Origin of the sequence: Variovorax paradoxus, from assembly GCF_000834655.1 — a bacterium.
Taxonomy (GTDB): domain Bacteria; phylum Pseudomonadota; class Gammaproteobacteria; order Burkholderiales; family Burkholderiaceae_C; genus Variovorax; species Variovorax paradoxus_F.
Genome location: NZ_JXQQ01000132.1, coordinates 1 through 22,067, shown reverse-complemented (window position 1 = coordinate 22,067; position 22,067 = coordinate 1). Strand labels below are relative to the sequence as shown.

Genomic DNA, 22,067 nt, shown 5'->3' with positions numbered 1-22,067 from the left:
CGGTCGCCCGGAAGGGGCGCCTCGGCGTCACGTTCACGCTGATGCTGCCGCTGCTCCTCGCGGCGCAGCCCGTGGCCACCGACAGCTACCTGCCGGCGCTCCCCGCCATCGCGAAAGAGCTCGGCTCGGCCAGCACCAGCCTCACGCTGTTCGTGCTGGCCTTCGGCTTTGCGCAGCTGTTGTGCGGCCCGCTCGCAGACCGCTTCGGCCGCCGGCCGGTGCTGCTGGCGGGGCTTGCCTGCTACGCCATCGCCGCGTTGGGCGGCGCGTTCGCCGGCAGCGTGGCGCTGCTTGCGGGTTGGCGCACGCTGCAGGGCTTCTCGATGGCCGCGATCCTGGTGTGCGCGCGTGCGGCGGTGCGCGATCTCTATCCGGCGCACGAAGGCCCGCATGTGATGGCGCGCGGGCTCACCGGGCTGGGCGTGGTCGGGCTCGCGGCGCCGCTGCTCGGCGCGTGGCTGGTGCAGGGCGCGGGCTGGCGCTGGGTGATGGTGGCGATGGCGGTCTATGCCTCGCTGCTCTTCGCGATGTGCTGGCGCTCGTTCGACGAAACGCGCAAGCCGCTCACCGGCGAACTGTCCGCGCCCCACGGCAGCACGCGCGCGGTGTTCGCGAGCCGCTCGTTCCGCGCCTGGGCCTCGGTGGCGGCGACCACCTACGGCGGGCTCTTCTGCTTCCTGTTGCTGTCGCCGATGGTCTACATCGGCTACCTCGGCTGGTCGCCCGCGTGGTACGGGTGGATCCCGGCCGGCGGCTCGCTGGTCTACATCTTCAGCACCACGATGTGCCGCAGCCTGCTGCGCCGCTACGGGCCGATGCGCACCGTGCGGCTGGGCGCGTCGCTCAGCATGACGGGCGCGGTCATCCAGGCGCTGGGCTGCTGGCTCATGCCGCTGAGCGCCGTGCCGCTGCTCGCGGGGCACGCCGTGTATTGCCTCGGCCACGGCATCCACCAGCCGTGCGGGCAGGCCGGTGCCGTGGGCGACCTGCCGCACCTGGCGGGTCGCGCGGTGTCGTGGTCCGGCTTCGGCATGATGATGGTCGCGTTCTGCGTGGGGCAGGTCGCCGCGCTGTTCGTCGACAACGATTTTTCCAACGGCGCCTGGCCCATGGTCGTGCCGATGCTGGCGGCCGGCGCCGTGCTGCTGGCCATCGCGTTCCTCTGGCTCCCGCGTCTTCAACCTCCCAAGCATCCGTAAAAAGGAAACCGCACCATGACCACCCGCCTGAATGTCGTTCGCGAGGGCGAAGGCCCCTTCGTCGTCCTCAGCCATGCGCTGGGCTGCAACCTGCGCATGTGGGACGGCGTGGCCGCGCAGCTCGCGCGCGCCCACACGGTGATCCGCTACGACCACCGCAACCACGGCGGCTCCGAGGTGGTGCCCGGCCCGCTGCGCGTGGAAACGCTTGCGCAGGACGCGGCCGAGCTCATCCAGCGCGAGGCGGGCGGCGAGCCCGTGCACTTCGTCGGCCTCTCGATGGGCGGCATGACCGCAGAGGCGCTCGCGGTGCGGCACCCCGAGCTGCTCAGGACCGTGGTGATCGCGAACTCCTCCGCCCATTACCCCGACCAGGCACCGTGGCGCGCGCGCGCCGAGACCGTCAACGCCAAGGGCGTGGCCGCCATCGCGCCCGGCGCGGTTTCGCGCTGGCTCACGCCTTCGTTCGCGGCCACGTACGAAGGCGCGGCGGCGGCGAAATCGCTGCACGACATGCTGGTCGCGACCGACGCGCAGGGCTACATCGAGAGCTGCAACGCGGTCGCGGCCATCGACTTCCGTGAGAGCAACCACCGCATCGCCGTGCCCACGCTGGTGATCGGCGGGCTACAGGACGAGGCCACGCCGATGGCGATGTCCGAGGCCATGGCGGCCGCCATTCCCGGCGCGCGCCTGGCCACCATCGACGCAGCCCACCTGAGCGCGGTGGAGCGCCCGGAAGATTTCGCGCAACTGCTGATCGATTTCTGGCGCAGTCTTTGAGCTTCTGCGCGGTGGCTGCGGACCTAGGTGTATCCCGTATTTCGTGCGATTAATGAACGAGAGCGTTCGATAATCGATCAGACACGGTTCGAATAGATTGTGGCGCGGGGCCAGGGTTCCTAAAGTCCACCCCATGCATCGCTCCATCGCCACGGTGTCGCTCAGCGGCACCCTTCGCCAGAAGCTCGAAGCCATCGCGGCTGCCGGATTCGACGGCATCGAGCTGTTCGAGGCCGACTTCATCAACTTCAAGGGCACGGCCACCGAGTTGCGCGGCATCGTCGCAGACCTGGGCCTGTCGATCGACCTCTACCAGCCGTTCCGCGATTTCGAAGGCATGCCCGAGGCGCAGTTCCTGCGCAGCCTGGAGCGCGCCGAGCGCAAGTTCGACCTGATGGAGGCGATGGGCGCGCCGATGATGCTGTGCTGCTCGAACACCTCGCCGCTGTCCATCGACGACCCTGCGCGGGCCGCCGCGCAGTTGCACGAACTGGCCGAGCGCGCCGCGCGCCGCAACCTGCGCGTGGGCTTCGAGGCGCTGGCCTGGGGCCGGCACACCTCGCTCTACGGGCAGGCCTGGAACATCGTGAAGCAGGCCGATCACCCGCACCTGGGGCTGATCCTGGACAGCTTCCATACGCTGTCGCTGAAGGACGACCCGGCGGGCATCGCCGACATTCCCGGCGAGAAGATCTTCTTTCTGCAGATGGCCGATGCGCCGCTGCTCGCGATGGATGTGCTGCAGTGGGCGCGCCATCACCGCTCGTTTCCGGGGCAGGGCGATTTCGACGTGGTCGGCTTCTTCGAGCAGGTGCTGCGCACCGGCTACACCGGACCGCTGTCGCTGGAGATCTTCAACGACATCTTTCGCGAGACGCCGAACCGCCGCACCGCCGTCGATGCGATGCGCTCGCTGCTGTACCTGGAGAGCGAGGCGCGCCAGCGGCTGGCCGCCGTGCAGCCGCAGCGCGTGGAACTCTTCAACCCGCCGCCGGTGGCCGCGCTCTCGGGCCTCTCGTTCATCGAGTTCGCGGCCGACGAAGCCTCGGCGCTCACGCTCGACACGCTCGTGCGGCAGTTGGGCTTTCGACGCATCGGCCGGCACCGCTCCAAGGCCGTGACGCTGTACCGGCAGGGCGAGATCAACTTCATCGTGAATGCGCAGCCCGACTCCTTCGCGCGCGGCCGCTTCGAGGCGCACGGCACCTCGGTCTGCGCGCTGGGCGTGCGCTGCGCCGATCCGCTCGCGGCGGTGGGGCGCGCGACCGCGATGCGCTCCAAGCGCCACGACAGCCCCGTCGGGCCCAACGAACTGCGCGTGCCGGCGGTCGTTGCACCGGGCGGCAATCTCATTCACTTCGTGCCCGAGGCGCTGGGGGCCAACGGCCTGTACGAGGCGGACTTCATCCTCGAAGACGAGGCGCCCGAAGCCAACGACGCGGGCCTCGCGCAGATCGACCACGTGGCCCTTGGGCTCGCGGTGGACCAGCTCGACACCTGGGTGCTCTTCACACGCGCCGTGCTCGGCCTGGAGGCCGGCGAAAGCCTCGAACTCGCCGACCCCTTCGGCCTCATCCGCAGCCGCGGCGTCGCCAATGCCGGGCGCAGCGTGCGCCTCGTGCTCAACGTGTCGCTGAGCCAGCGCACCCGCACCGCGCGCACGCTGAGCGTGACGGGTGGCGGCGCGGTGCACCACATCGCCCTGCGTTGCGACGACATCTTCGAGGCCGCCGCGAGGCTGCGCGCCAACGGCACGCGCTTCGTGCCGATTTCCGACAACTACTACGACGACCTGGCCACGCGCATCGACCTCGCGCCCGAACTGCTTGCGCGCATGCGTGCGGCGGGCGTGCTGTTCGACCGCTCGCCGGCCGGCGACTACCTGCACATCTACACCGAGAGCTTCGAGGGAGGCCTCTTCTTCGAGGTCGCGCAGCGCGTCGGCGCGTATGACGCGTACGGCGCCCTCAACGCACCCGCGCGCATGGCTTCGCAAGCGCAGGACTGATTCTTCGCACGCATAAACGCATCACTGCATCCCACCGCATCCCACTGCATCACCACTGGAGACAAACCCATGGCCAACACATCCGCCAAAGAGCCGCAAGGCAGGCACCAGTCGAAGAAAGCCGCGGCAAGCGGCTGGATCGGCTCGGCGCTGGAGTACTACGACTTCTTCATCTACGCCACCGCGGCGGCGCTGATCTTTCCGCAGATCTTCTTTCCGAAGGGCGACCCCAAGACGGCGATCATCGCGTCGCTCGCGACCTACGGCGTGGGCTACGTCGCACGGCCCATCGGCGCCTTCGTGCTCGGCCACTGGGGCGACACGCACGGGCGCAAGCAGGTGCTCGTGCTGTGCATGTTCCTCATGGGCTTCTCGACCGTGGCCGTGGGCCTGTTGCCCACGTATGACCAGGTCGGCCTGCTGGCCCCGACGCTGCTGGTGATCCTGCGGCTCGTCCAGGGCTTCGCGGTGGCGGGAGAGATCTCGGGCGCGAGCTCGATGATCCTGGAGCACGCACCCTTCGGGCGCCGCGGCTTCTTTGCGAGCTTCACGCTGCAGGGCGTGCAGGCCGGTCAGATCCTGGCGGCCGCCGTGTTCCTGCCGCTCGCGCACTACATGCCCGAGGAAGCCTTCAATTCGTGGGGTTGGCGCATTCCGTTCCTGCTGAGCTTCCTGGTCATCGTGGCCGGCTACATCATCCGCCGCGAGGTCGACGAGACCCCCGCGTTCGCCGAAGTCGACAAGAAGGGCGAAGTGGCGAAGTCGCCCATCGTGCAAGCCTTCACCGACAGCTGGGCCGACATGCTGCGCGTGGTGTGCATGGCGCTCATGAACGTGATTCCGGTGGTGGCCACCGTGTTCGGTGCCGCCTACGCGGTGCAGGCGGCCTACGGCATCGGCTTCCAGAAAGACGTGTACCTGTGGATCCCCGTGCTGGGCAACATCCTTGCGGTGCTGGTGATTCCGTTCGTGGGCAACCTGTCGGACCGCATCGGCCGCAAGCCCCCGATCGTCATCGGCGCGCTGGCCTCGGGGCTGCTGTCGTTCGTGTACCTGTATGCGATCAGCATCAAGAACGTGCCGCTCGCGATCTGCATGTCGCTCCTGATGTGGGGCATCGTGTACCAGGGCTACAACGCGACCTTCCCGAGCTTCTATCCGGAGCTGTTCCGCACCCGCAACCGCGTCTCGGCCATGGCCATCTCGCAGAACATCGGCACCACGTTCACCGCGCTCTTGCCCGCGCTGTTCGCTGCCGTGGCGCCTCCGGGCTCGACCAACGTGTGGCTCACCGTGGGCGCGATCACCTTTACCGTGACGGTCCTCGCGGCGCTGGCCGCCATGAGCGCACGGGAGACCTACCGCATCCACATGCGCGACCTGGGCGACCCCAATGCGGTGCCGGTGGAGAAGGGCGAGTACGACCGCCTGCGCGAGCAGACGCTGTCGGATGCCCGCCTGGCCAAGGCCGCGGCCTGAGCCGTCACACGGAAAACCTTTCGCGCACCAAGGGTTGAGGCGCCATGAAGAATGGCGCCCATGACCACCTCTTCTTCCCACCTCAAGATCGATTTCGTCTCCGATGTGTCTTGCCCCTGGTGCGCCGTTGGCCTGAGTTCGCTCGAGGCGGCGCTCAAGCGGGTGGCACCGGAGGTCACCGCCGAACTGCACTTCCAGCCCTTCGAGCTGAACCCGCAGATGCCGCCCGAAGGGCAGGACACCTTCGAGCACCTGAACGAGAAGTACGGCTCTTCTCGTGAGCAGCAGGCCCAATCCCGCGAGATGATCCGCCAGCGCGGCGCGGCCGTCGGCTTCGAGTTCAACCCCGCGGGCCGGCCGCGCGTCTACAACACCTTCAACGCACACCGGCTCCTGCACTGGGCCGAACTGGAGAGCCCGGCCAAGCAGGCGGCGCTCAAGAAGCTGCTGCTCAAGGCCTACTTCACCGACAGCCAGAACCCCTCGGACCCCGAGGTGCTGGTGCGCGCGGCGACCGAGGCGGGGCTCGATGCGGCGCGGGCGCGCGAGATCTTGAACAGCGACGAGTACGCCGCCGAGACCCGCGAGCGCGAGCGCATGTACACCGATGCGGGCATCCACTCGGTGCCCGCGATCATCATCAACGACCAGCACCTCATCTCCGGCGGCCAGCCGGTCGAAGTGTTCGAGCGCGCCCTCAAGCAGATCGCTGGCGCGGAGCCGAGCCGGGTCGTCAGCGCCTGACGTGGCCCTTGGCTTTCGTTTCGGCTTGAAACGAAGCTGACCACGAGCTTTACCTGCCCGGCGGCGGGCTGCCGTCAACCGCATCGACCCGGTGCGGGTTGATCGGTTCATGATGAGTCCCATGCTGCATCTCGGCCGTCTCTGCATGGTGTCGGCCGCCTTGGTCCTGGCGGCCTGCACGACGAGCGGGCTGCGATCCGACGCACCGCCGCTCTCTGTTCCGGACGCCGCGGCCGGCAGCCCGGCGACGCAATTGCAATGGCTCGACCGCGTGACCTGGGGCGCGAACGCCAGCAGCCAGGCCGAGCTCGCAAAGGCCGGCCTTGCACGATGGATGGGGCGGCAACTCAAGCCCCGGCCCCAACCATTGCCCCCGGCCGCACAGGCGCAGATCGATGCGATGACGATATCGCGCACGCCGCTCGACCAGCTCGCGATGGGCCTGGATGCCCAGCGCAAGGCGGCCGATGCGCTGCCCGACGAAGAACAGAAGAAGGCCGCGCGCCAGGCCTACCAGCAGGAGCTGACGCGGCTTGCGCGCGAGGCGCAGCAGCGCTTCGTGCTGCGGGCGCTGTATTCGCCCAATCAGCTGCAGGAACAGATGACCTGGTTCTGGATGAACCACTTCAACGTCAACCTGCGCAAGGACAACATCCGCGCGCTCGTCGGCGACTACGAAGAGAACGCGATCCGCCCGCACGCACTCGGCAGGTTCCGCGAGCTGCTCGGCGCCACGTTGCATCACCCCGCGATGCTGCGCTACCTGGACAACGCGCAGAACGCCGCCAACCGCATCAACGAGAACTACGCGCGCGAGCTGATGGAGCTGCACACGCTGGGCGTCGGCGGCGGCTATTCGCAGGCCGACGTGCAGGAACTCGCGCGCGTGCTCACCGGCGTGGGCGTGAGCCTGCAGCCGGCCGATGCGGTGCCGAACATCCGGCCCGCGGTGCGCGCGGACTATGTGCGCAGGGGGCTCTTCGAGTTCAACCCGAACCGGCACGACTACGGGCCGAAGACACTGCTGGGCCAGCCGGTCCAGGCACGCGGCCTCGCCGAAGCCGACGAGGCGCTCGACCGGCTCGCACGCGCGCCGGCCACCGCGCGCTTCATCTCGCGCAAGCTCGCGGTGTACTTCGTCGCCGACGAGCCACCGCACGCGTTGATCGACCGCATGGCTTCGGCTTTCGCGCGCAGCGACGGCGACATCGCCGTCACGCTGAAAGCACTGTTCGAGTCACCTGAATTCGCCGCCTCGCTCGGCCGCAAGTTCCGCGACCCGGTGCACTACGTGATGGCCGGCGTGCGGCTCGCCTACGACGACCGCGTGGCGCTCAACGTCAACCCGATGCTCAACTGGATCAACCGCATGGGCGAGCCGCTGTATGGGCACGAGACGCCCGACGGCTATCCGCTGAACGAGGCCGCGTGGGCGAGCGCCGGCCAGATGAACACGCGCTTCGAGATCGCGCGGGCCATCGGGGCGAACGGGGCGGTGCTGTTCCGCGCCGACGACAAGGCGCCGCTGGAGAAGCCCGCATTTCCGCAACTGGCCGAGTCGCACGCGGTTCGTGCGATGCAGGCAGGCTTGAGCGCCGACACGCGCGGGGCGCTCGCGCAGGCGAAGAACCCGCAGGAGTGGAACACCTTCCTGCTCGCATCGCCCGAGCTGATGCGCCGATGAGTTGATTGATTTTTCTCCCTCTCCCTCTGGGGGAGGGCAGGGGTGGGGGCAAGCGGCGTTCGATGAAGCGCAGTGACGGATCGGACCCCGTCGCGCCCCCGTCCCAACCTTCCCCCCGAGGGGGAAGGCGCAAGGCATAAAGAAGGACGCATGTGATGCAACGTCGAGAACTCCTGAAACTGATTGCCGCCGCGCCGATGGCGGGCGCTGCCGGCCAATTGATCGCCGCACCGTCCGCCGAAGGCGCCAAGCTGCTCGTCGTGTTCCTGCGCGGCGCCTACGACTGCGCCAATCTGCTGGTGCCGACCGCCAGCGATTTCTACTACGCCTCGCGCCCCAACATCGCCATCGCGCGGCCGGGCCAGCCCGGCGGCGCGTTGCCGCTCGACGCCGACTGGGGCCTGCACACCGCGCTCGCGCAGAGCGTGATGCCGCTCTTCCAGCAGAAGCAGGCATCGTTCATCGCCTTCGCGGGCACCGACGACTTGACGCGCAGCCACTTCGAAACGCAGGATTCCATCGAGCTCGGCCAGGCGCTCGACAAGCGGCGCGACTACCGCTCTGGCTTTCTCAACCGCCTGGCGGGCGTGCTCGGCGGCGGGCCGATCACCGACGTGTCGCCCATTGCCTTCACCGACCAGCTGCCCATCGCGCTGCGCGGCGACGCCAAGGCGGCCAACATGGCGCTCGCGGGCAATGCGCGTTCGGGCATCGACGCGCGTCAGAGCCAGATCATCGCGTCCATGTACCGCAACACGCCGCTCGCGCAGCCCGTGGCCGAGGGCTTCCAGGTGCGCGACGAGGTCATGCGCGCGGTGCAGGCCGAGATGGACGCGGCCAGCCGCAACGCGATGACCGCCAAGGGCTTCGAGCTCGTCGCGCGCCGCATGGCCGTGCTGATGCGCGACCGCTTCGACCTCGGCTTCGTCGACGTCGGCGGCTGGGACACGCACGTGGGGCAGGGCGCCGGCACCGGCTACCTCGCCAACCGTTTCGAGGAGCTGGGCCGGGGCGTCGCCGGCTTCGCACAGGAGATGGGCGACGACGCCTGGCGACAGACCGTGGTGGTCGTCATCAGCGAGTTCGGCCGCACCTTTCGCGAGAACGGCAACCGCGGCACCGACCACGGGCACGGCACCGTGTACTGGGTGCTCGGCGGCGGCCTCTCGGCCGAGGCCGGCGGGCGCATCGTCGGCGAGCAGCAGGCGCTGACGCAGGCCACGCTGTTCCAGAACCGCGACTACCCGGTGCTCAATGAATACCGGGCGGTGTTCGGGGGGCTGTTCCAGCGGATGTACGGGTTGTCGCCTGCGCAGCTGGGGCGCGTGTTCGAGGGCGTGGCGCCGCGGGATCTGCGGTTGGTCTAGCAGCCCGGGCGCCGTGGCACCCCGGTGCCGCAACTCAGTTCGCCGCCGTCGCTCCTGCCGCCTCGGCGATCAGCCTGGCGACCGCCTCGGGCTGCGAGGTCATCACGACGTGCGAGGCGCCCTTGACCACCACCGCTTTCTTCGCGTGGGCACGCTCGGCCATGAAGGCGATGGCCGCCGGTGGAATGTTCTTGTCGCGGTCGCCATAGATGAACCAGGACGGCACCGATTTCCAGGCCGGCGCCTGCGAGGCTTCATTCAGCGCAGCTTCGGCGATGGGCCGCTGGCCCACGGCCATCAGGCGCGCCTTGGCGAGCGGAACGTCGGCGGCGAACTGCGCGGGGAACTTGTCCTGCTGGATGTACAGGTCCTTGCCGCCGTCGGGCAGCGGCACCGCGGGCGCGAGCGTCGGGCCGAGCGTGCTGCCGGGGAACTTGCCCGTCAGGCCCAGGGCCGTCTCGCCGGCGTCGGGCGCGAACGCGGCCACGTAGACCAGCGCCTTGACGTTGGCCTTGCCGCTCGCGGCGGAAGAGATCACCGAGCCGCCGTACGAGTGCCCGACGAGCACCACCGGGCCCTTGACCGCATCGACGATGCCGGCGACGTACGCCGCGTCGAATGCCGGGCCGCGCAGCGGATTCGCCGCCGCGATCACCGCATAGTGCCGCGCCTGCAGGCGCTGGACCACGGCGTCCCAGCTCGACGAATCGGCGAAGGCACCGTGCACGAGCACGACCGTGGGCTTGGCGGACGCCGCGGCATCCACCGGCTGTGCGAGCGAGTGCAGGGGTACCAGCGCGGCGGCGCCGAGCGTGTGGGCCATCAGGGTCGCGGCGAGGCGGCGAGAGAACTTCTTCATGACGATTTTTCCTTGGGTTGATCAGGGGGAAAACAAGATCGGCGCGGGCCGATGGCAATGAATCTATGAGCGATGCGAGGAACGCCCGACCGCTTCTGTATGCCTGTGTGTCCAGGGGCCGCGCAGCGACATTACTTTTCAAGCGGCCGGGCCGAAAACGCAGCGATGCGCCCGTTTTCCAGCGCGCGCACCGCGGCGCCTAACAACGCCTAACACCAGCCAACGCCTCCGGCGCCTATCTCGCGACGCGCGGCGTTCCAATGGCTGCCTGCGGACGAAAGTGTTCGCGGACGGGGAGAAAAAAGAACGGCGGCAACCCGACCGCGCCCACGCTCCAGGCCCAGGCCGCGAAGCGCAGGCCGGCCAGCCGCAAGAGGCCCACACCCATGCAACACCAGGAACTCATCGGACATGAACCGGCAGCCTCGCCAGAGGCTCGCGTCGTCGCGGATGGCACGCCGGCGCGGCGATACCGGGACTTTCGCGAACTGAGCACCGGCACGCCGCGCCTGGATCGCGCACTCGGCCACGGCGCGGCTGCGTCGCTGGTGGCCGGTCGCGGCCAGGCCGCGCCGGCCACCGCCGCGCTGCTTCAACGCGAGTACGAGTTTCGCCATGCGCTGGGCGACGAATGGGCGGCGGTGCCGGTCGCGTTCGTGCCGCACGGCGACGGCTTCCTGCTGATCCTGAAGGACCCCGGCGGCGAGACGCTCCGCCGAAGCGCGGCGCCCGGCGCCGATGCCGGCGCCTTCATCGCGCTCGCGCTGCGCCTGACCGCCGCCGTCGGCCAGATGCACGCGGCCGGCGTGCTGCACCGCGCGCTCACGCCGGATCGCTTCCTGCTGGGCGACGACGGCCGCGCGCGCCTGACCGGCTTCGGTCATGCCATCACCAACACGGACGCTGCGCTCGCATCCGCCGAAGACAAGGCCGCGAACGACGATCAGCTGACCTGGGACGAGGACAGCTTCAACTACATGGCGCCGGAACTGGGCGCCCGCATGAACCTGCGCGTGGATGCGCGCGCCGACCTCTACGCGCTCGGCTGCATCCTCTACGAACTGCTGGTGGGCAGGCTTCCGTTCCCGGGGGCGGATGCCGCTGCGCGCGTTCATGCGCACGCGACGCAGACCGCCCGTGCGCCCGCCGAAGTCGTGGAAGGCGTTGCGCCGCAACTCTCGCTGCTGGTCATGAAGCTGCTCGAAAAAGCACCGGCACAACGCTACTCGGATGCCGCTTGCGTGCTCGCGGACCTGCGCCGCTGCGACACCCAGCTGCGCCAGCACGGCCGCATCGCGCCCTTCGCGCTCGATGTCTATTCGGCCCTGAGCACGCCCCGCGGGGCAGACTGCGTGCTGGGGCGCGACGCCGAACTGCAGACGCTGCTCGCGCTCTATCGGACCGTCGCAGAGAGCGCCCGCTCGCGCGCGGCCTGGGTCACGGGTCCGTCCGGCATCGGCAAGTCGACGCTGCTGCGCGAGGCGATGGCGCGCGTGCAGCCATCGGGCGCGCCGCTGCTGGCCACGGCCAAGAGCGAAGAGGGGCGCCGGGGCAAGCCCTATGCGCTGCTGGTGGAGGCGCTGGAGCCGCTGCTGCAGCACGTGCTCGGTTGCGCGGACGACGAATTCGCGGTCTGGCGCCACCGCATCGCCAGCGCGGCGAAACCCGTGGAGCGGACGCTGGCCGCGCTGTTGCCGGCCCTGGGCGTCATCGTGGGCCTGCCGGTGCAGGCTGCGCCTGTCGATGCGCCTGACGCGGCGCCGGCGCTCGAACGCGAGCGCGTGCTGCAGGGCATGGCGCGGCTGGTCGCCTGCTTCGCGACGCCCGCGCGGCCGCTCGTGCTGCTGCTGGACGACCTGCAGTGGGCCGACGTTGAGACGCTGCAGGTGCTCGAGCGCCTGCTGTTCCAGCACGACGATGTGGCGCTGCTGCTGGTGGGCACTTTCCGCGACAACGAAGTGTCCGCGGAGCATCCGCTGCGCGCGGGCCGCCTGGCCGAAGTGCCCGAGGCCGTTCGCATCGAACTCGGCCCGCTGGACGACGCCGCGCTCCGCCAGATGATCGCGCTGACGCTGCAGCAGGACGAGAGCGCCATCGGCGAGCTGGCCGAGGTCATCGGCCGCAAGACGGAGCGCAACCCGCTCTTCGCGCGGCACCTGCTGCACCTGCTGGCAGGCGACGGCCTGCTGGCCTACGACGCGGAATCCGCCTCGTGGCGGTGGAGCCTCGAAGCGCTGGTGTCGCACCCGGGCGTCGGCAGCGTGGGCGAGCTCATGGCCCGCCGCTTCGAGCAGCTGGCTGTGTCGACGCAGGCCTTGCTGCGCCTGATGGCGTGCCTCGGGCACCGCGCGTCCGACGGCGCGCTAGCGCTCGCGATGGACGTGAAAGCCGGCACCGATGCGGCCCGGCGCCTGCAAGCCTCCTTGGACGATGCGCGCGACGCCGGCAGCATCCTGCGCGACGGCAACGACTGGGTGTTCCGGCACGACCGCATCCGCGAGGCGGCCTATCGGTCGATCCCGCCGCAGGAGCGCCCGCGCATGCACCTGCGGATCGTGCGGCGGCAGCTCCTGCACGCGGGCGACCCGGCGCAGGTGTTCTCGCTCGCCGCGCAGGCCAGCCTCGCCCGCCTGGCCGTCGAGTCGCCGCAGGAGCGGCGCGATTTCGCGCGGCTCAACCTGGAGGCCGGCCGCCAGGCGAAGGCCGCGACCGCCCACCATTCGGCGCTCGGCTTCTTCCGCGCCGCGCTCGCCTTCCTCGGCGAGGACGATTGCAGCGACGACGGCCTGGCCGCGCGCGCGCTGTGCGGCGAGGCCGAGTTCATGACGGGCTCGCTCGAAGCCGCCGAGGCGCGCCTCGCGGCGCTGGAGGAGGTGGCGGGCGACGGCATCTTCGGCGCCGATCTGGCGCGACTGCGGGCGGCGCTCTACACCACGCTCGGCGCCTTCGACCGCGCGCTGGACGTGGGCCTCGCGTTCCTGCGCAAGTCGGGCATCGACATGCCCCGGCGCCCGGACGATGCCGCCGTCGACCGCGAGCACGCCACGCTGCAGGCATGGATCGATCGCCACGGCATCGGCGCCTTGCGGCAGTTGCCCATCGTGGCCGACCCGCTGCGCCGCGCGATCACCGACATCTTTGCCGACCTGATTCCGCCGGCGCTCTACACCGACCAGAACCTGGTCGACTTCATCCTGATGCGGATGATCGGCCTTGCCATCGCGCAGGGCCACGCCGATGCCTCGGCGGACGGCTATGTCTGCATGACGCAGGTCTTCGGCGTGCGCTACGGCGACTACGCCGCCGCCCGGGAGTTCGGCGCGCTCGCGCTGCACCTGGTCGACGAGCGCGGCCTCTCGCGCTATCGCGGCCGGGTCTACATGTCCTTCGGCACCATGATGGTTCCGTGGAGCCAGCCGGCACGCGCGGCGCGCGACTACATCCGGCGCGCCTACGACGCGGCCGTGGCGAGCGACGACCACACCTTCGCGCTGTACTGCGGCCCGAACCAGGCCAGGGGCATGCTCTTCGCCGGGGAATACCTGGGCGACGTGCGCGACACGGTCGAGCGCGGCCTGGCCCTCGCGCGCGACGCGAACTTCCAGCTCGTGATCGATGCGCTGCTGGCGCAGAAAGTGCTGCTCGCGCAGCTGCAGGACGGCACCGAGGGCGACCCGGACGCGCAGCCGCGCACGCCGCAGGAGGGCGAGCCCGCAACGCTCGTGGACTTCGCCTACTGGGTGCACAGGCTGCAGGCGGCGCTGCTCGGCGGCAGGCTCGCCGAGGCCATCGAGGCGCGCCGCAGGGCCGAGGCCTGCGCGGCCTCGGGCCGCACCTTCGCCGAGAGCGGCGACCTGCCGTTCTATGGCGCGCTGGCGTTGCTCGCGCTGCCCGAGCGCGATGCCTCGCAGCAGGCGGCGCTCCAGCGCGACGTTTACCAGCTGCGGACCTGGGTGCAGGCCTGCCCGGCGAACTTCCTGGCGCGCTACCAGCTGGTGTGGGCGGAGATGTGCCGCATCGACGGCGATCCGCTGGCGGCGGTGGAGGCCTACGCGCGGGCGGTGTCGCACGCGCGGCGCCACGGCTTCACCCAGGTCGAGGCGCTGGCGGCCGAGCGCGCCGCTGCATTTCATGCCAGCCGGGGCGACGATCTGTCCGCGCACGGCAACCTTCGCCATGCACGCGGTGCGTGGCAGCGCTGGGGTGCGGTGGCCAAGGCTCGCCAGTTGCAGGCCGCGCATCCGGGGCTTTTCGAGATCGAGGACCCGGTACCGAACACGCGGCGCATGCAGTCGCTCGACGCGCAGGCCGTGCTGCGCATCTCGACGGCGCTGGCCAGCGAGATCGTTCCGGCCCGCCTGGTCGAGACGCTGCTTCGCACCGCCCTGGAGAACGCCGGCGCCGAGCTCGGCACGCTGGTGCTGCTGCGGCATGACACCTGGCAGGTGAGGGCGCAGGCGCGGGTGGCCGAAGGCGCCATCACGCTCTCGCAGGCGGGCGCCGCGTTCGATGCGGGGACGCTGCCGGTCTCCATCGTGCAGGCCGTCGCGCGCACGCAGCAGCACATCGTGGTGGACGATGCGCGCGAGAGCACCTCGTTCGCGCAGGACGACTACATCCGCCGCCAGCGTCCGCGCTCGATCCTGTGCGTGCCGCTGATGCGCCATGCCACGCTCATCGGCGCGCTCTACATGGAGAACAACCTGGCCTCCCATGTGTTCACGCCCGCCAAGGCCGAGGTGCTGGAGGTGATCGCCTCGCAGGCGGCCTTCGCGCTGGAGAACGCGCGGCTGTACGAGGAGCTGATCGACCAGAACCACCAGCGCGCGCATGCCGAGGAGCAACTGCGCAGCACGCTCACCGAGCTGGAGCGCGCCACGCGCCTGAAGGCGATGGGCGAGCTGGTGGCTTCCATCGTGCACGAGGTCGGCCAGCCGATCGCGGCGGTCGACACCTCGGCCAGCGCCGCGCTGCGCTGGCTCGACCGCAGCCCGCCCGACATCGGCGAGGCCCGCGAGATGCTCACCCACATCAGCAAGAGCGCGCTGCGCGCCCGCACCATCATCCAGGGCCTTCGCGCCAAGGCGCGCAACGCGGAGCCGCAGTTCGCGGCATTCGACCTGGGCGAAGCCCTGCGCGAAGCGGCGACGCTGGTGGCCGGCGCGCTCGACACCCTGGGCGTGACGCTCGAAACGCAGGGCCTGGATGCGGCGGTTCCCGTGCACGGCGACCGCGTGCAGCTGCAGCAGGTGGCCGTCAATCTGCTGATGAACGCGGCCGAATCCATGGCCACGCTTGCACACGGCCCGCGGCCGCTGCGCATGGCCTGCGAGATCGAGGCGCGCGAGGTGCGCATCGTCGTGGACGACGTCGGCCCCGGCATCGGCCCCGAGGCGGCGCAGCACCTGCTCAAGCCCCTGTTCACCACCAAGGCCAACGGCATGGGGATGGGGCTGGCGATCTGCAAGTCGATCCTCGATGCCCACGGCGGAACGCTCACGCTGTCGCAGCGCGAGACCGCAGGCGCGCGCGCCGTCTTCAGCCTGCGGCGAGCGACGCCTGCGTCGAACGGCGCGGCCCCTGAGCAATGAGCAGCGCCTCTCATCGCATGCCATCAGAAAAGGCCCCGACTTCCATGTCCACTCCGATGCCCCTTCCAACGCCATTTCCCAGGCCGGTGCGCAGCGCGCCGCCGGTCGCCGCGCCGGACGCCCAGCCCGGGCGTTGCGTGTTCATCGTCGACGACGACGAGCTGGTGCGCGATGCGCTGTGCAGCCTGCTGCGCTCCATCGACCTGGCGGTGCATGCCTTCGCCACGACCGAGGAATTCCTCGACGCGCCGCGCACCGGCGGGCCCTCCTGCCTGGTGCTGGACGTGCGCCTGCGCGGCCAGAGCGGCCTGGCCTTCCAGCAGGCACTGGTCGATCTCGGCCAGCCGCACATGCCCATCGTGTTCATGACCGGCCACGGCGACATCGCCATGACCGTGAAGGCGATGAAGGCGGGCGCCGTGGACTTCCTGGCCAAGCCTTTTCGCGACCAGGACATGATCGATGCGGTCATCGCTGCGCTGGACCGCGATGCCCGCCGGCTGGAGGCCGCGCACCTGCTGCAGGCGGCGCGCACCTGCTGGGAGTCGCTCACGCCGCGCGAGCGCGAGGTGGTGCAGCACGTGGCCGGCGGCCTCATGAACAAGCAGATCGCCGACCGCATGGGCATCGCCGAGATCACCGCGAAGATCCACCGGGGCCAGGCGATGCGCAAGATGAACGCCCGCTCGGTCGCGCAGCTGGTGCGCAAGATGGAGGCGCTCGGTGTCGTGGAGGCCACGCGCTGAGGCCGCGCCGCCCGGCATACCTAGGGATGATGGCGCCGCGCGCGGGCGCCGCTATCCTGCAATCCTGTGCAATCGCGGGAATGGTCCCGCGCCTTCATCACCCGAGACCCCCCGGTAGAGAACGGGATCCCTTCTTGTCCCTGTCAGCCATCGAACTCGTTTGCATCGTCGACGACGATCCCTTCGTGCGCGCCGCAACGAGCAGTCTCGTGCGCTCGTTCGGTTGGGAGGCGCGTGCGTTCGAGTCGGCCGTCGACTTCCTCGCCTCCGACGCGCCGGGGCGAACGCGCTGCCTGGTCTGCGACATCCAGATGCCGGCCATGGACGGCATCGACCTGCTCGAGCGGCTGCAGCGCGAGGGCCTGCGCATACCCACGCTCTTCATCAGCGCCTTCGCCACGGCGCGCACGCGCGAGCGCCTGCAGGCCAGCCCGGCGCTGTGCCTGATCGAGAAACCGATCGACGCCGCCGAACTCGAGGCCTGGATCGGCCGCGCGCTCGCCCTGGGCTGAGGCGTCCGGCGCGCGCCGCGCCACGCCAGCGCATGGCAGGGGCAAACCTTCGTAGGGGTGCGGCAAACGCTGATGCGATGGTGTGCGGCCCATCCCGCGTGATGTCATCGCTCCCATGCCGGCACATGCGTCGGCGACAGGAGAAAAGCAGATGACGAAGAAGCCCCCCAGGTCCGCCAGCCCCTTCCTTGCGACGCGCGAATGCGCAGCGCCTGCCGGGGCCGATGCGGATCGCGTTGCACCGAGCCGTGGTTCCCGCGGCATCGCGTCGATCGCGGCGCGCGCGATCGCGGTCGCCTCGCTCGGGCAGAGCGCGCAGGCTGCATCACTTGCGCCACTCGCGCCGCTGGCCTGCCCGCTCGACGAAGGCCTGCTGTGGATCGTCGGCGTGTGCGTGCTCGTCGGGCTCCTGCTGCTCGCGGTCTTCTTCTGGCTCGAGGCGATGGAGCTGCGCGCCGGCGCGGCCCGCCTGGCACGCGCGATGGAGCGCAACGCCGGCGACGCCCGCCTGCCCGAGCTTGCAGAGAACGGGCCGCGCGCCATCGGTCGGCTGGCACGCGCGATCAATGCCGTCCGCAGCCGTCAGGCCGGGCGCGACGCCGAGCACCTGGACGTGCAGGCCGCCTACGCGCACGACCTGCGCACGCCGCTGACCCGCATGGGGCTGCGCTGCGAAATGCTGGAGGACGAGGCGCTTCGAGAAGCCATGGAGCGCGATCTCCTGCAGATGCGCGAGCTGGTGGAGGCCAGCGTCGCCAGCGCGCGCATGCAGCGCAGCGTGGCCGAGCCGCTGCAGCGCATCGATGCCGACGGCCTGTTGGGCAACCTGATGCGGGACTACCGTGACGCGGGCCGCGCGGTCGCGCTCGACGGCCGCATCGGACGGCCGGTGATGGCCTGTCCGCTCGCACTGCGCCGCGTGCTCTCCAACCTGGTCGACAACGCGCTGCGCTACGGCAGCGACGTGCGCATCTGCGCCCGCATCGATGCGACGAGCCTGGTGCTGGCCGTGGTGGATTCGGGGCCGGGCATCCGGCCGGCGCAGATGGATGCGGTGTTCGCGCCGTGGGTCCGCGCGCAGCAGGGCAGCCACGAAGGCAAGCCCGGCTCGGGCCTGGGGCTGGCGATCGCGCGGCGCCTCGCGCGCTCGATGCAGGGCGATCTGCAGCTGCAGAACCGCCGCTGCGGCGGGCTCGAGGCGAGGCTCACGCTGCCGCTGGTCGTCGCATGACGTCGACCCGGCGCCGAGAGCAGTGCATCCGCTTCGGCGCGATGGGCTTCGCGACACCCGGCGTGGTGAAGGCCGAGGGCACGGGCAGGGCGGTGCGCAGTGCGGGCAGCGCACGCTACGCGCAGGCCGCAGTCCCGGCGTTCAAGCCTTTCCCTTGATCTGGCTGCGGGACGACGAAGTTCATCGAGGATGCCGATCGCCCCCTAAAAAGGCCCGCCTATGCGGGCCTTTTTGCCGTTGCTCAGCGTGTCGGCGACGGTCTCCGCCGATGCCGGCGTGGCGCCCAGCGTGGCCAAGGCGCCGGTGGCGGCGGGAGAGGGATGGGATGGGTTGGGTTCGCTCATGTGGGTGTCTCGATGAATCTGGGACCCCTCGATTGAATCGGGCGGATGTATCCGGCATGTGTGAGGAATCGCCCGATTCGCATGGGCAAGTAGCCAGGGTGCGGGCCGATACACGGCCATACAAAATCGCCCGAAGCGGCGGGGCCATGGCGTGCCGCGCGCCGGAGGCCCTCGGTTATGCTCCCGTCCGCTCGCGCGCCGGGGGCCGGCTCCGTTCGACGAACGATGCGGCCCGCCGGGGCCTGCGTGGCGTGCCTGTTCGATTCCTCCGCCGTGCGGCACGCCGCATTCCCGATCTATCCGATCTTCCGATCCGTCATGAGCGACGACAGCTTCTTCGAGACCGCCGACACCCTCTCCTTCGGGCCCTTCACGCTGCGCGTTGCGCAGCGGCTTCTGGAGCGCGACGGGTTGCCGGTGGATCTGGGCGGGCGCGCGATGGATGTGCTTCTGGCGCTCGTCGCCAAGGCCAATGCGATCGTCAGCAAGCAGGAGCTCATGGCCAAGGCCTGGCCCGGCATGGTCGTGTCCGACGGGAGCCTGCGCTACCAGATCACGATGCTGCGGCAGGCGCTGGACGACGGGCAGGACGGCGCGCGCTACCTGTCGAACGTCGTCGGGCGCGGCTACTGCTTCGTCGCGCGCATCACCAAGGGCGCCGCGGCCCCCGGGGCGCAGCACGCCGCCGACATTCCGCCGGTCGCGAGCGCGGTCGAACCCGGCCTTCCCGCGCAGCCGCTCGAACTGCTCGGCCGCGCCAACGACCTGGCCGCGATCGCGGCGCAGTTGCTCAAGGAACGGTTCGTCACCATCGTCGGCTCGGGCGGCGTGGGCAAGACGACCGTTGCGATCCGCACCGGGCAGGACCTGCTGGACGACTTCGACGGCGCCGTCGTGTTCGTGGACTTCTCGATGCTGACGGACCCCGCGCTCGTGCCGAGCGCGATCGCATCGATGCTGGGCCTGTCGGTGCGCTCGGCCGATCCGGTGCCCAGCCTCGTCGCCTACCTGCGCGAGCGGCGGATGCTCCTGATCCTGGACAACTGCGAGCATGTGATCGCGGCGGCAGCATCGCTGGCCGGACGCATCTTCCAGGCGGCGCCCCGCATCCACATCCTGGCCACGAGCCGCGAGGCGCTGCGTGTGCAGCGCGAGCACATCCACCTGCTCGATCCGTTGGCCACGCCGCCCGACCAGCCCGGGCTGGCCGCGCGCGACATCCTCCTGTATCCCGCCACGCGCCTGTTCGTCGACCGGGCCGGCGCCAGCGGCGCGATGACGGCACTGAGCGACGACGATGCGCCGGTCATCGCGAACATCTGCAGAAAGCTCGACGGCGTCGCGCTTGCCATCGAGCTTGCGGCCCGGCGCGTGGCCGCCTACGGGCTGCACCAGACCGCAGCGCTGCTGGACGAGCGCCTGGCGCTGTCGTGGCTGGGGCAACGCACGGCGCAGCCCCGCCACCAGACGCTGCAGGCCACGCTCGACTGGAGCTACGAACTCCTGGACACGCCGGAGCGCGCGGTGCTGTGCCGGTTGTCGGTCTTCGTGGGGCACTTCTCGCTGGAGGCCGCCCGCGAGGTGGCGGCGGCGGAAGACCTGACCCAGGCGCAGGTGGTCGATGCCATCGCGAGCCTCGCGGAGAAGTCGCTGCTGTCCATCCGGCGATCCGCGACCCAGACCCAGTACCGGCTGCTCGAGAGCACGCGCGCGTATGCGCAGTCGAAGGCCGCCACGGACCTGGCCGACGCGGCCGCGCGGCGCCACGCGATCTACTTCCGGCAGCGGCTGGAACAGATGGCCCACAAGGACGATGCCTTTTCGCGCGACACCGCGCGCGCCTCGGATCTCGCGGACCTGGGGAACGTGCGCGCGGCGCTCGCGTGGTGCTTCGAGCGCGCCGATGCCAGGGACCTGGGCGTGTCGCTGGCGCTCGCCGCGGTGCCGGCGTTCATGGCGATGTCGCTGCTTGCCGAGTGCCACGACTGGTCCAAGCGCGCGCTCGGCGAGCTGACGGCCGCCACGCGGGGCAGCGCCGCGGAAATGCATCTGCAGGCTGCCGTCGGCCTCTCGCAGATGTTCACGCGCGGCCACAGCGACGAAGTGCGCCAGGCACTCGAACGCAGCCTGCAGGTGGCCGAGGAACTCGGCGATGCGCGCAGCCAGGTCGAGCTGCTGGGGCGGCTGCAGATCTTTCACGAGCGCATCGGCGACTTCGTCGAATCGCTCGGCCATGCCCGGCGCTGCGCCGCGGTGGCCGCGTCCATCGACGACCCGACAGCGCAGGCGACCGCGCATTCGCTGGTGGGCCTGTGCCATCACCTGGTGGGAGACCAGCCGCGCGCGCGCCATTTCCTGGAAGCCGCGATCGCCGGCGCCGGCGTGTCGCAGCAGCGCAGCAGCATCTACTCGGGCTTCGATTTCCACAACCGCGCATGCATCGCGCTGGCCCGGACCCTGTGGCTGCAGGGGAATCCCTCGCAGGCCGTCGTCGTGGCGCAGCGCGCCGTCGAGGAAGCCCGCCAGCTGAACCATCCGGTCACGCTGTGCATTGCGCTGATATGGGCGGTGTCGGTGTACATGTGGGTCGGCGACCTGGCGCAGGCCGAGCAGGACATCGACCGGTTCATCGCCTTTGCGGAATCCCATTCGCTCACGCCCTACCTGGCGGTGGGCCGCGGCGTGAAGGGCGAGCTTGCCGTCAAGCGCGGCGATGCGGCGCGCGGCGTGCAGGCGATCCAGGGGGCGCTGATCGAGCTGCGCGAGTCACGCTACGAACTGCTCACCACCTCGTTCAACATCACGCTTGCCGAGGGCCTGAACGCCATCGGCCGGCACGACGATGCGCTGGAGTTGATGAACGACACGCTCGCGCTCGTGCACGCCAAGGGCGATCTCTACAACCTGCCGGAACTCCTTCGCGTGAAGGCGCGCGCCTTGTCGGGCGCCGTGCTGCCGCGCGCGATCGAGGCCGAGGACTCGTTGCGCGAGGCGCTCGAAGTCAGCCGGCAGCAGGGCGCGCGTTCCTGGGAGCTGCGCGTCGCGATGGACCTGGCGCGCCTGTGGGAAACCGCCGGCCGCGCGCGCGAGGGTCGAGACCTGCTGGAGGGCGTTCTCGCGCATTACACCGAAGGCTTCACGACGGCGGACCTGCAGGAGGCCGGACGCTTGCTGGGCGAGCCGGCCGCCTAGGCCTCGGGTCGCGGCTGCAGATGCTGCCCGCGGCGCTGATCCAAGGCGCGATGAGGCCGGCAACGCCCACCGTTTTCATCGCCACCGTGGCTTCGCCTCAGGGCCGCCTTGCGGCCCCGGCCGCTCAGCCGCGTGCCACGTCGATCACGGCCTTGGCGAATGCCTGCGGTGCTTCCTGCGGCAGGTTGTGGCCGATGCCGCCGCTGACCAGCCGGTGCTCGTAACGCCCCGAGAACTTCTTCGCGTAGGCGCTGGGTTCGGGGTGCGGCGCGCCGTTGGCGTCGCCTTCGAGCGTGATGGTCGGCACGCCGATCACCGGGGCCTTGGC

15 protein-coding genes and 1 pseudogene are annotated in these 22,067 nt (G+C 70.3%); 13 read left to right on the top strand and 3 right to left on the bottom strand.

Going from position 1 to position 22,067, the window contains the following annotated elements:
• Positions 1–41: 41 nt before the first annotated feature.
• From RT97_RS30465 to RT97_RS30435, 7 genes are all read left to right on the top strand, one after another.
• Positions 42–1,199 (top strand): MFS transporter, encoded by a 1,158-nt coding sequence (locus RT97_RS30465; RefSeq protein ID WP_155403947.1) that lies wholly within the window; start codon positions 42–44, stop codon positions 1,197–1,199.
• Positions 1,200–1,214: 15 nt separating this feature from the next.
• Positions 1,215–1,982 carry an alpha/beta fold hydrolase gene (locus RT97_RS30460; RefSeq protein WP_042582600.1) on the top strand — a complete coding sequence of 256 codons (768 nt, stop codon included), beginning with the start codon at positions 1,215–1,217 and terminating at the stop codon, positions 1,980–1,982.
• Between the two features lie 133 nt (positions 1,983–2,115).
• Positions 2,116–3,990, top strand: a complete 1,875-nt coding sequence (locus RT97_RS30455; protein WP_042582599.1) for a bifunctional sugar phosphate isomerase/epimerase/4-hydroxyphenylpyruvate dioxygenase family protein — start codon at positions 2,116–2,118, stop codon at positions 3,988–3,990.
• Between the two features lie 69 nt (positions 3,991–4,059).
• Positions 4,060–5,469 (top strand): MFS transporter, encoded by a 1,410-nt coding sequence (locus tag RT97_RS30450; RefSeq protein ID WP_042582598.1) that lies wholly within the window; start codon positions 4,060–4,062, stop codon positions 5,467–5,469.
• A 60-nt stretch (positions 5,470–5,529) separates the two neighbouring features.
• Positions 5,530–6,213 carry a DsbA family oxidoreductase gene (locus RT97_RS30445; protein WP_437184115.1) on the top strand — a complete coding sequence of 228 codons (684 nt, stop codon included), beginning with the start codon at positions 5,530–5,532 and terminating at the stop codon, positions 6,211–6,213.
• Positions 6,214–6,334: 121 nt separating this feature from the next.
• Complete coding sequence (locus RT97_RS30440; RefSeq protein ID WP_253278350.1) at positions 6,335–7,897, top strand: DUF1800 domain-containing protein; 1,563 nt, start codon at positions 6,335–6,337, stop codon at positions 7,895–7,897.
• A 155-nt stretch (positions 7,898–8,052) separates the two neighbouring features.
• The gene (locus RT97_RS30435) at positions 8,053–9,264 is read left to right on the top strand and encodes a DUF1501 domain-containing protein (RefSeq protein ID WP_042582596.1); all 1,212 of its coding nucleotides are present in this window, start codon (positions 8,053–8,055) and stop codon (positions 9,262–9,264) included.
• Between the two features lie 34 nt (positions 9,265–9,298).
• On the opposite strand, the gene RT97_RS30430 is transcribed toward RT97_RS30435, so the two are convergent.
• Positions 9,299–10,123 carry an alpha/beta fold hydrolase gene (locus tag RT97_RS30430; protein WP_042582595.1) on the bottom strand — a complete coding sequence of 275 codons (825 nt, stop codon included), beginning with the start codon at positions 10,121–10,123 and terminating at the stop codon, positions 9,299–9,301.
• A gap of 386 nt (positions 10,124–10,509) precedes the next feature.
• Here RT97_RS30430 and RT97_RS30425 point away from each other — a divergent pair, with 386 nt between their 5' ends.
• From RT97_RS30425 to RT97_RS33325, 5 genes are all read left to right on the top strand, one after another.
• Entirely contained in the window at positions 10,510–15,714 is a 5,205-nt protein-coding gene (locus tag RT97_RS30425; protein ID WP_080898489.1) for a trifunctional serine/threonine-protein kinase/ATP-binding protein/sensor histidine kinase, read from the top strand.
• Positions 15,715–15,758: 44 nt separating this feature from the next.
• A complete protein-coding gene (locus RT97_RS30420) occupies positions 15,759–16,460 on the top strand; it encodes a response regulator transcription factor (protein WP_253278349.1) in 702 nt (233 codons plus the stop codon).
• Positions 16,461–16,594: 134 nt separating this feature from the next.
• On the top strand, positions 16,595–16,972 hold the full coding sequence (locus RT97_RS30415; RefSeq protein ID WP_042582593.1) for a response regulator transcription factor: 378 nt from the start codon (positions 16,595–16,597) through the stop codon (positions 16,970–16,972).
• A 151-nt stretch (positions 16,973–17,123) separates the two neighbouring features.
• The gene (locus RT97_RS30410; protein WP_080898486.1) at positions 17,124–18,203 is read left to right on the top strand and encodes a sensor histidine kinase; all 1,080 of its coding nucleotides are present in this window, start codon (positions 17,124–17,126) and stop codon (positions 18,201–18,203) included.
• On the top strand, positions 18,200–18,361 hold the full coding sequence (locus RT97_RS33325) for a hypothetical protein (RefSeq protein WP_155403945.1): 162 nt from the start codon (positions 18,200–18,202) through the stop codon (positions 18,359–18,361). The genes RT97_RS30410 and RT97_RS33325 overlap by 4 nt, the downstream gene beginning before the upstream one ends.
• Before the next feature lie 45 nt (positions 18,362–18,406).
• Here RT97_RS33325 and RT97_RS33320 read toward each other — a convergent pair whose 3' ends face one another.
• On the bottom strand, positions 18,407–18,547 hold the full coding sequence (locus RT97_RS33320; protein WP_155403944.1) for a hypothetical protein: 141 nt from the start codon (positions 18,545–18,547) through the stop codon (positions 18,407–18,409).
• Positions 18,548–18,865: 318 nt separating this feature from the next.
• Between RT97_RS33320 and RT97_RS30405 the strand changes: the two genes are divergently transcribed.
• Positions 18,866–21,739: an ATP-binding protein gene (locus tag RT97_RS30405; protein WP_042582660.1), complete on the top strand. Its 2,874-nt coding sequence runs from the start codon at positions 18,866–18,868 to the stop codon at positions 21,737–21,739.
• Positions 21,740–21,863: 124 nt separating this feature from the next.
• Here RT97_RS30405 and RT97_RS30400 read toward each other — a convergent pair.
• Positions 21,864–22,067 (bottom strand): annotated as a pseudogene (locus RT97_RS30400) (alpha/beta hydrolase); the annotation flags it as partial.

Bases quoted from the DNA above. Each gene is read 5' to 3' on its own strand.
- RT97_RS30465 (WP_155403947.1), top strand. From the start codon at position 42: ATGCTGCCGCTGCTCCTCGCGGCGCAGCCCGTGGCCACCGACAGCTAC.
- RT97_RS30445 (WP_437184115.1), top strand. From the start codon at position 5,530: ATGACCACCTCTTCTTCCCACCTCAAGATCGATTTCGTCTCCGATGTG.
- RT97_RS30435 (WP_042582596.1), top strand. From the start codon at position 8,053: ATGCAACGTCGAGAACTCCTGAAACTGATTGCCGCCGCGCCGATGGCG.
- RT97_RS30420 (WP_253278349.1), top strand. From the start codon at position 15,759: ATGTCCACTCCGATGCCCCTTCCAACGCCATTTCCCAGGCCGGTGCGC.
- RT97_RS30460 (WP_042582600.1), top strand. From the start codon at position 1,215: ATGACCACCCGCCTGAATGTCGTTCGCGAGGGCGAAGGCCCCTTCGTC.
- RT97_RS30450 (WP_042582598.1), top strand. From the start codon at position 4,060: ATGGCCAACACATCCGCCAAAGAGCCGCAAGGCAGGCACCAGTCGAAG.
- RT97_RS30405 (WP_042582660.1), top strand. From the start codon at position 18,866: ATGAGCGACGACAGCTTCTTCGAGACCGCCGACACCCTCTCCTTCGGG.
- RT97_RS33325 (WP_155403945.1), top strand. From the start codon at position 18,200: ATGACGTCGACCCGGCGCCGAGAGCAGTGCATCCGCTTCGGCGCGATG.
- RT97_RS30410 (WP_080898486.1), top strand. From the start codon at position 17,124: ATGACGAAGAAGCCCCCCAGGTCCGCCAGCCCCTTCCTTGCGACGCGC.
- RT97_RS30455 (WP_042582599.1), top strand. From the start codon at position 2,116: ATGCATCGCTCCATCGCCACGGTGTCGCTCAGCGGCACCCTTCGCCAG.
- RT97_RS30430 (WP_042582595.1), bottom strand. From the start codon at position 10,123: ATGAAGAAGTTCTCTCGCCGCCTCGCCGCGACCCTGATGGCCCACACG.
- RT97_RS33320 (WP_155403944.1), bottom strand. From the start codon at position 18,547: ATGAGCGAACCCAACCCATCCCATCCCTCTCCCGCCGCCACCGGCGCC.
- RT97_RS30440 (WP_253278350.1), top strand. From the start codon at position 6,335: ATGCTGCATCTCGGCCGTCTCTGCATGGTGTCGGCCGCCTTGGTCCTG.
- RT97_RS30425 (WP_080898489.1), top strand. From the start codon at position 10,510: ATGCAACACCAGGAACTCATCGGACATGAACCGGCAGCCTCGCCAGAG.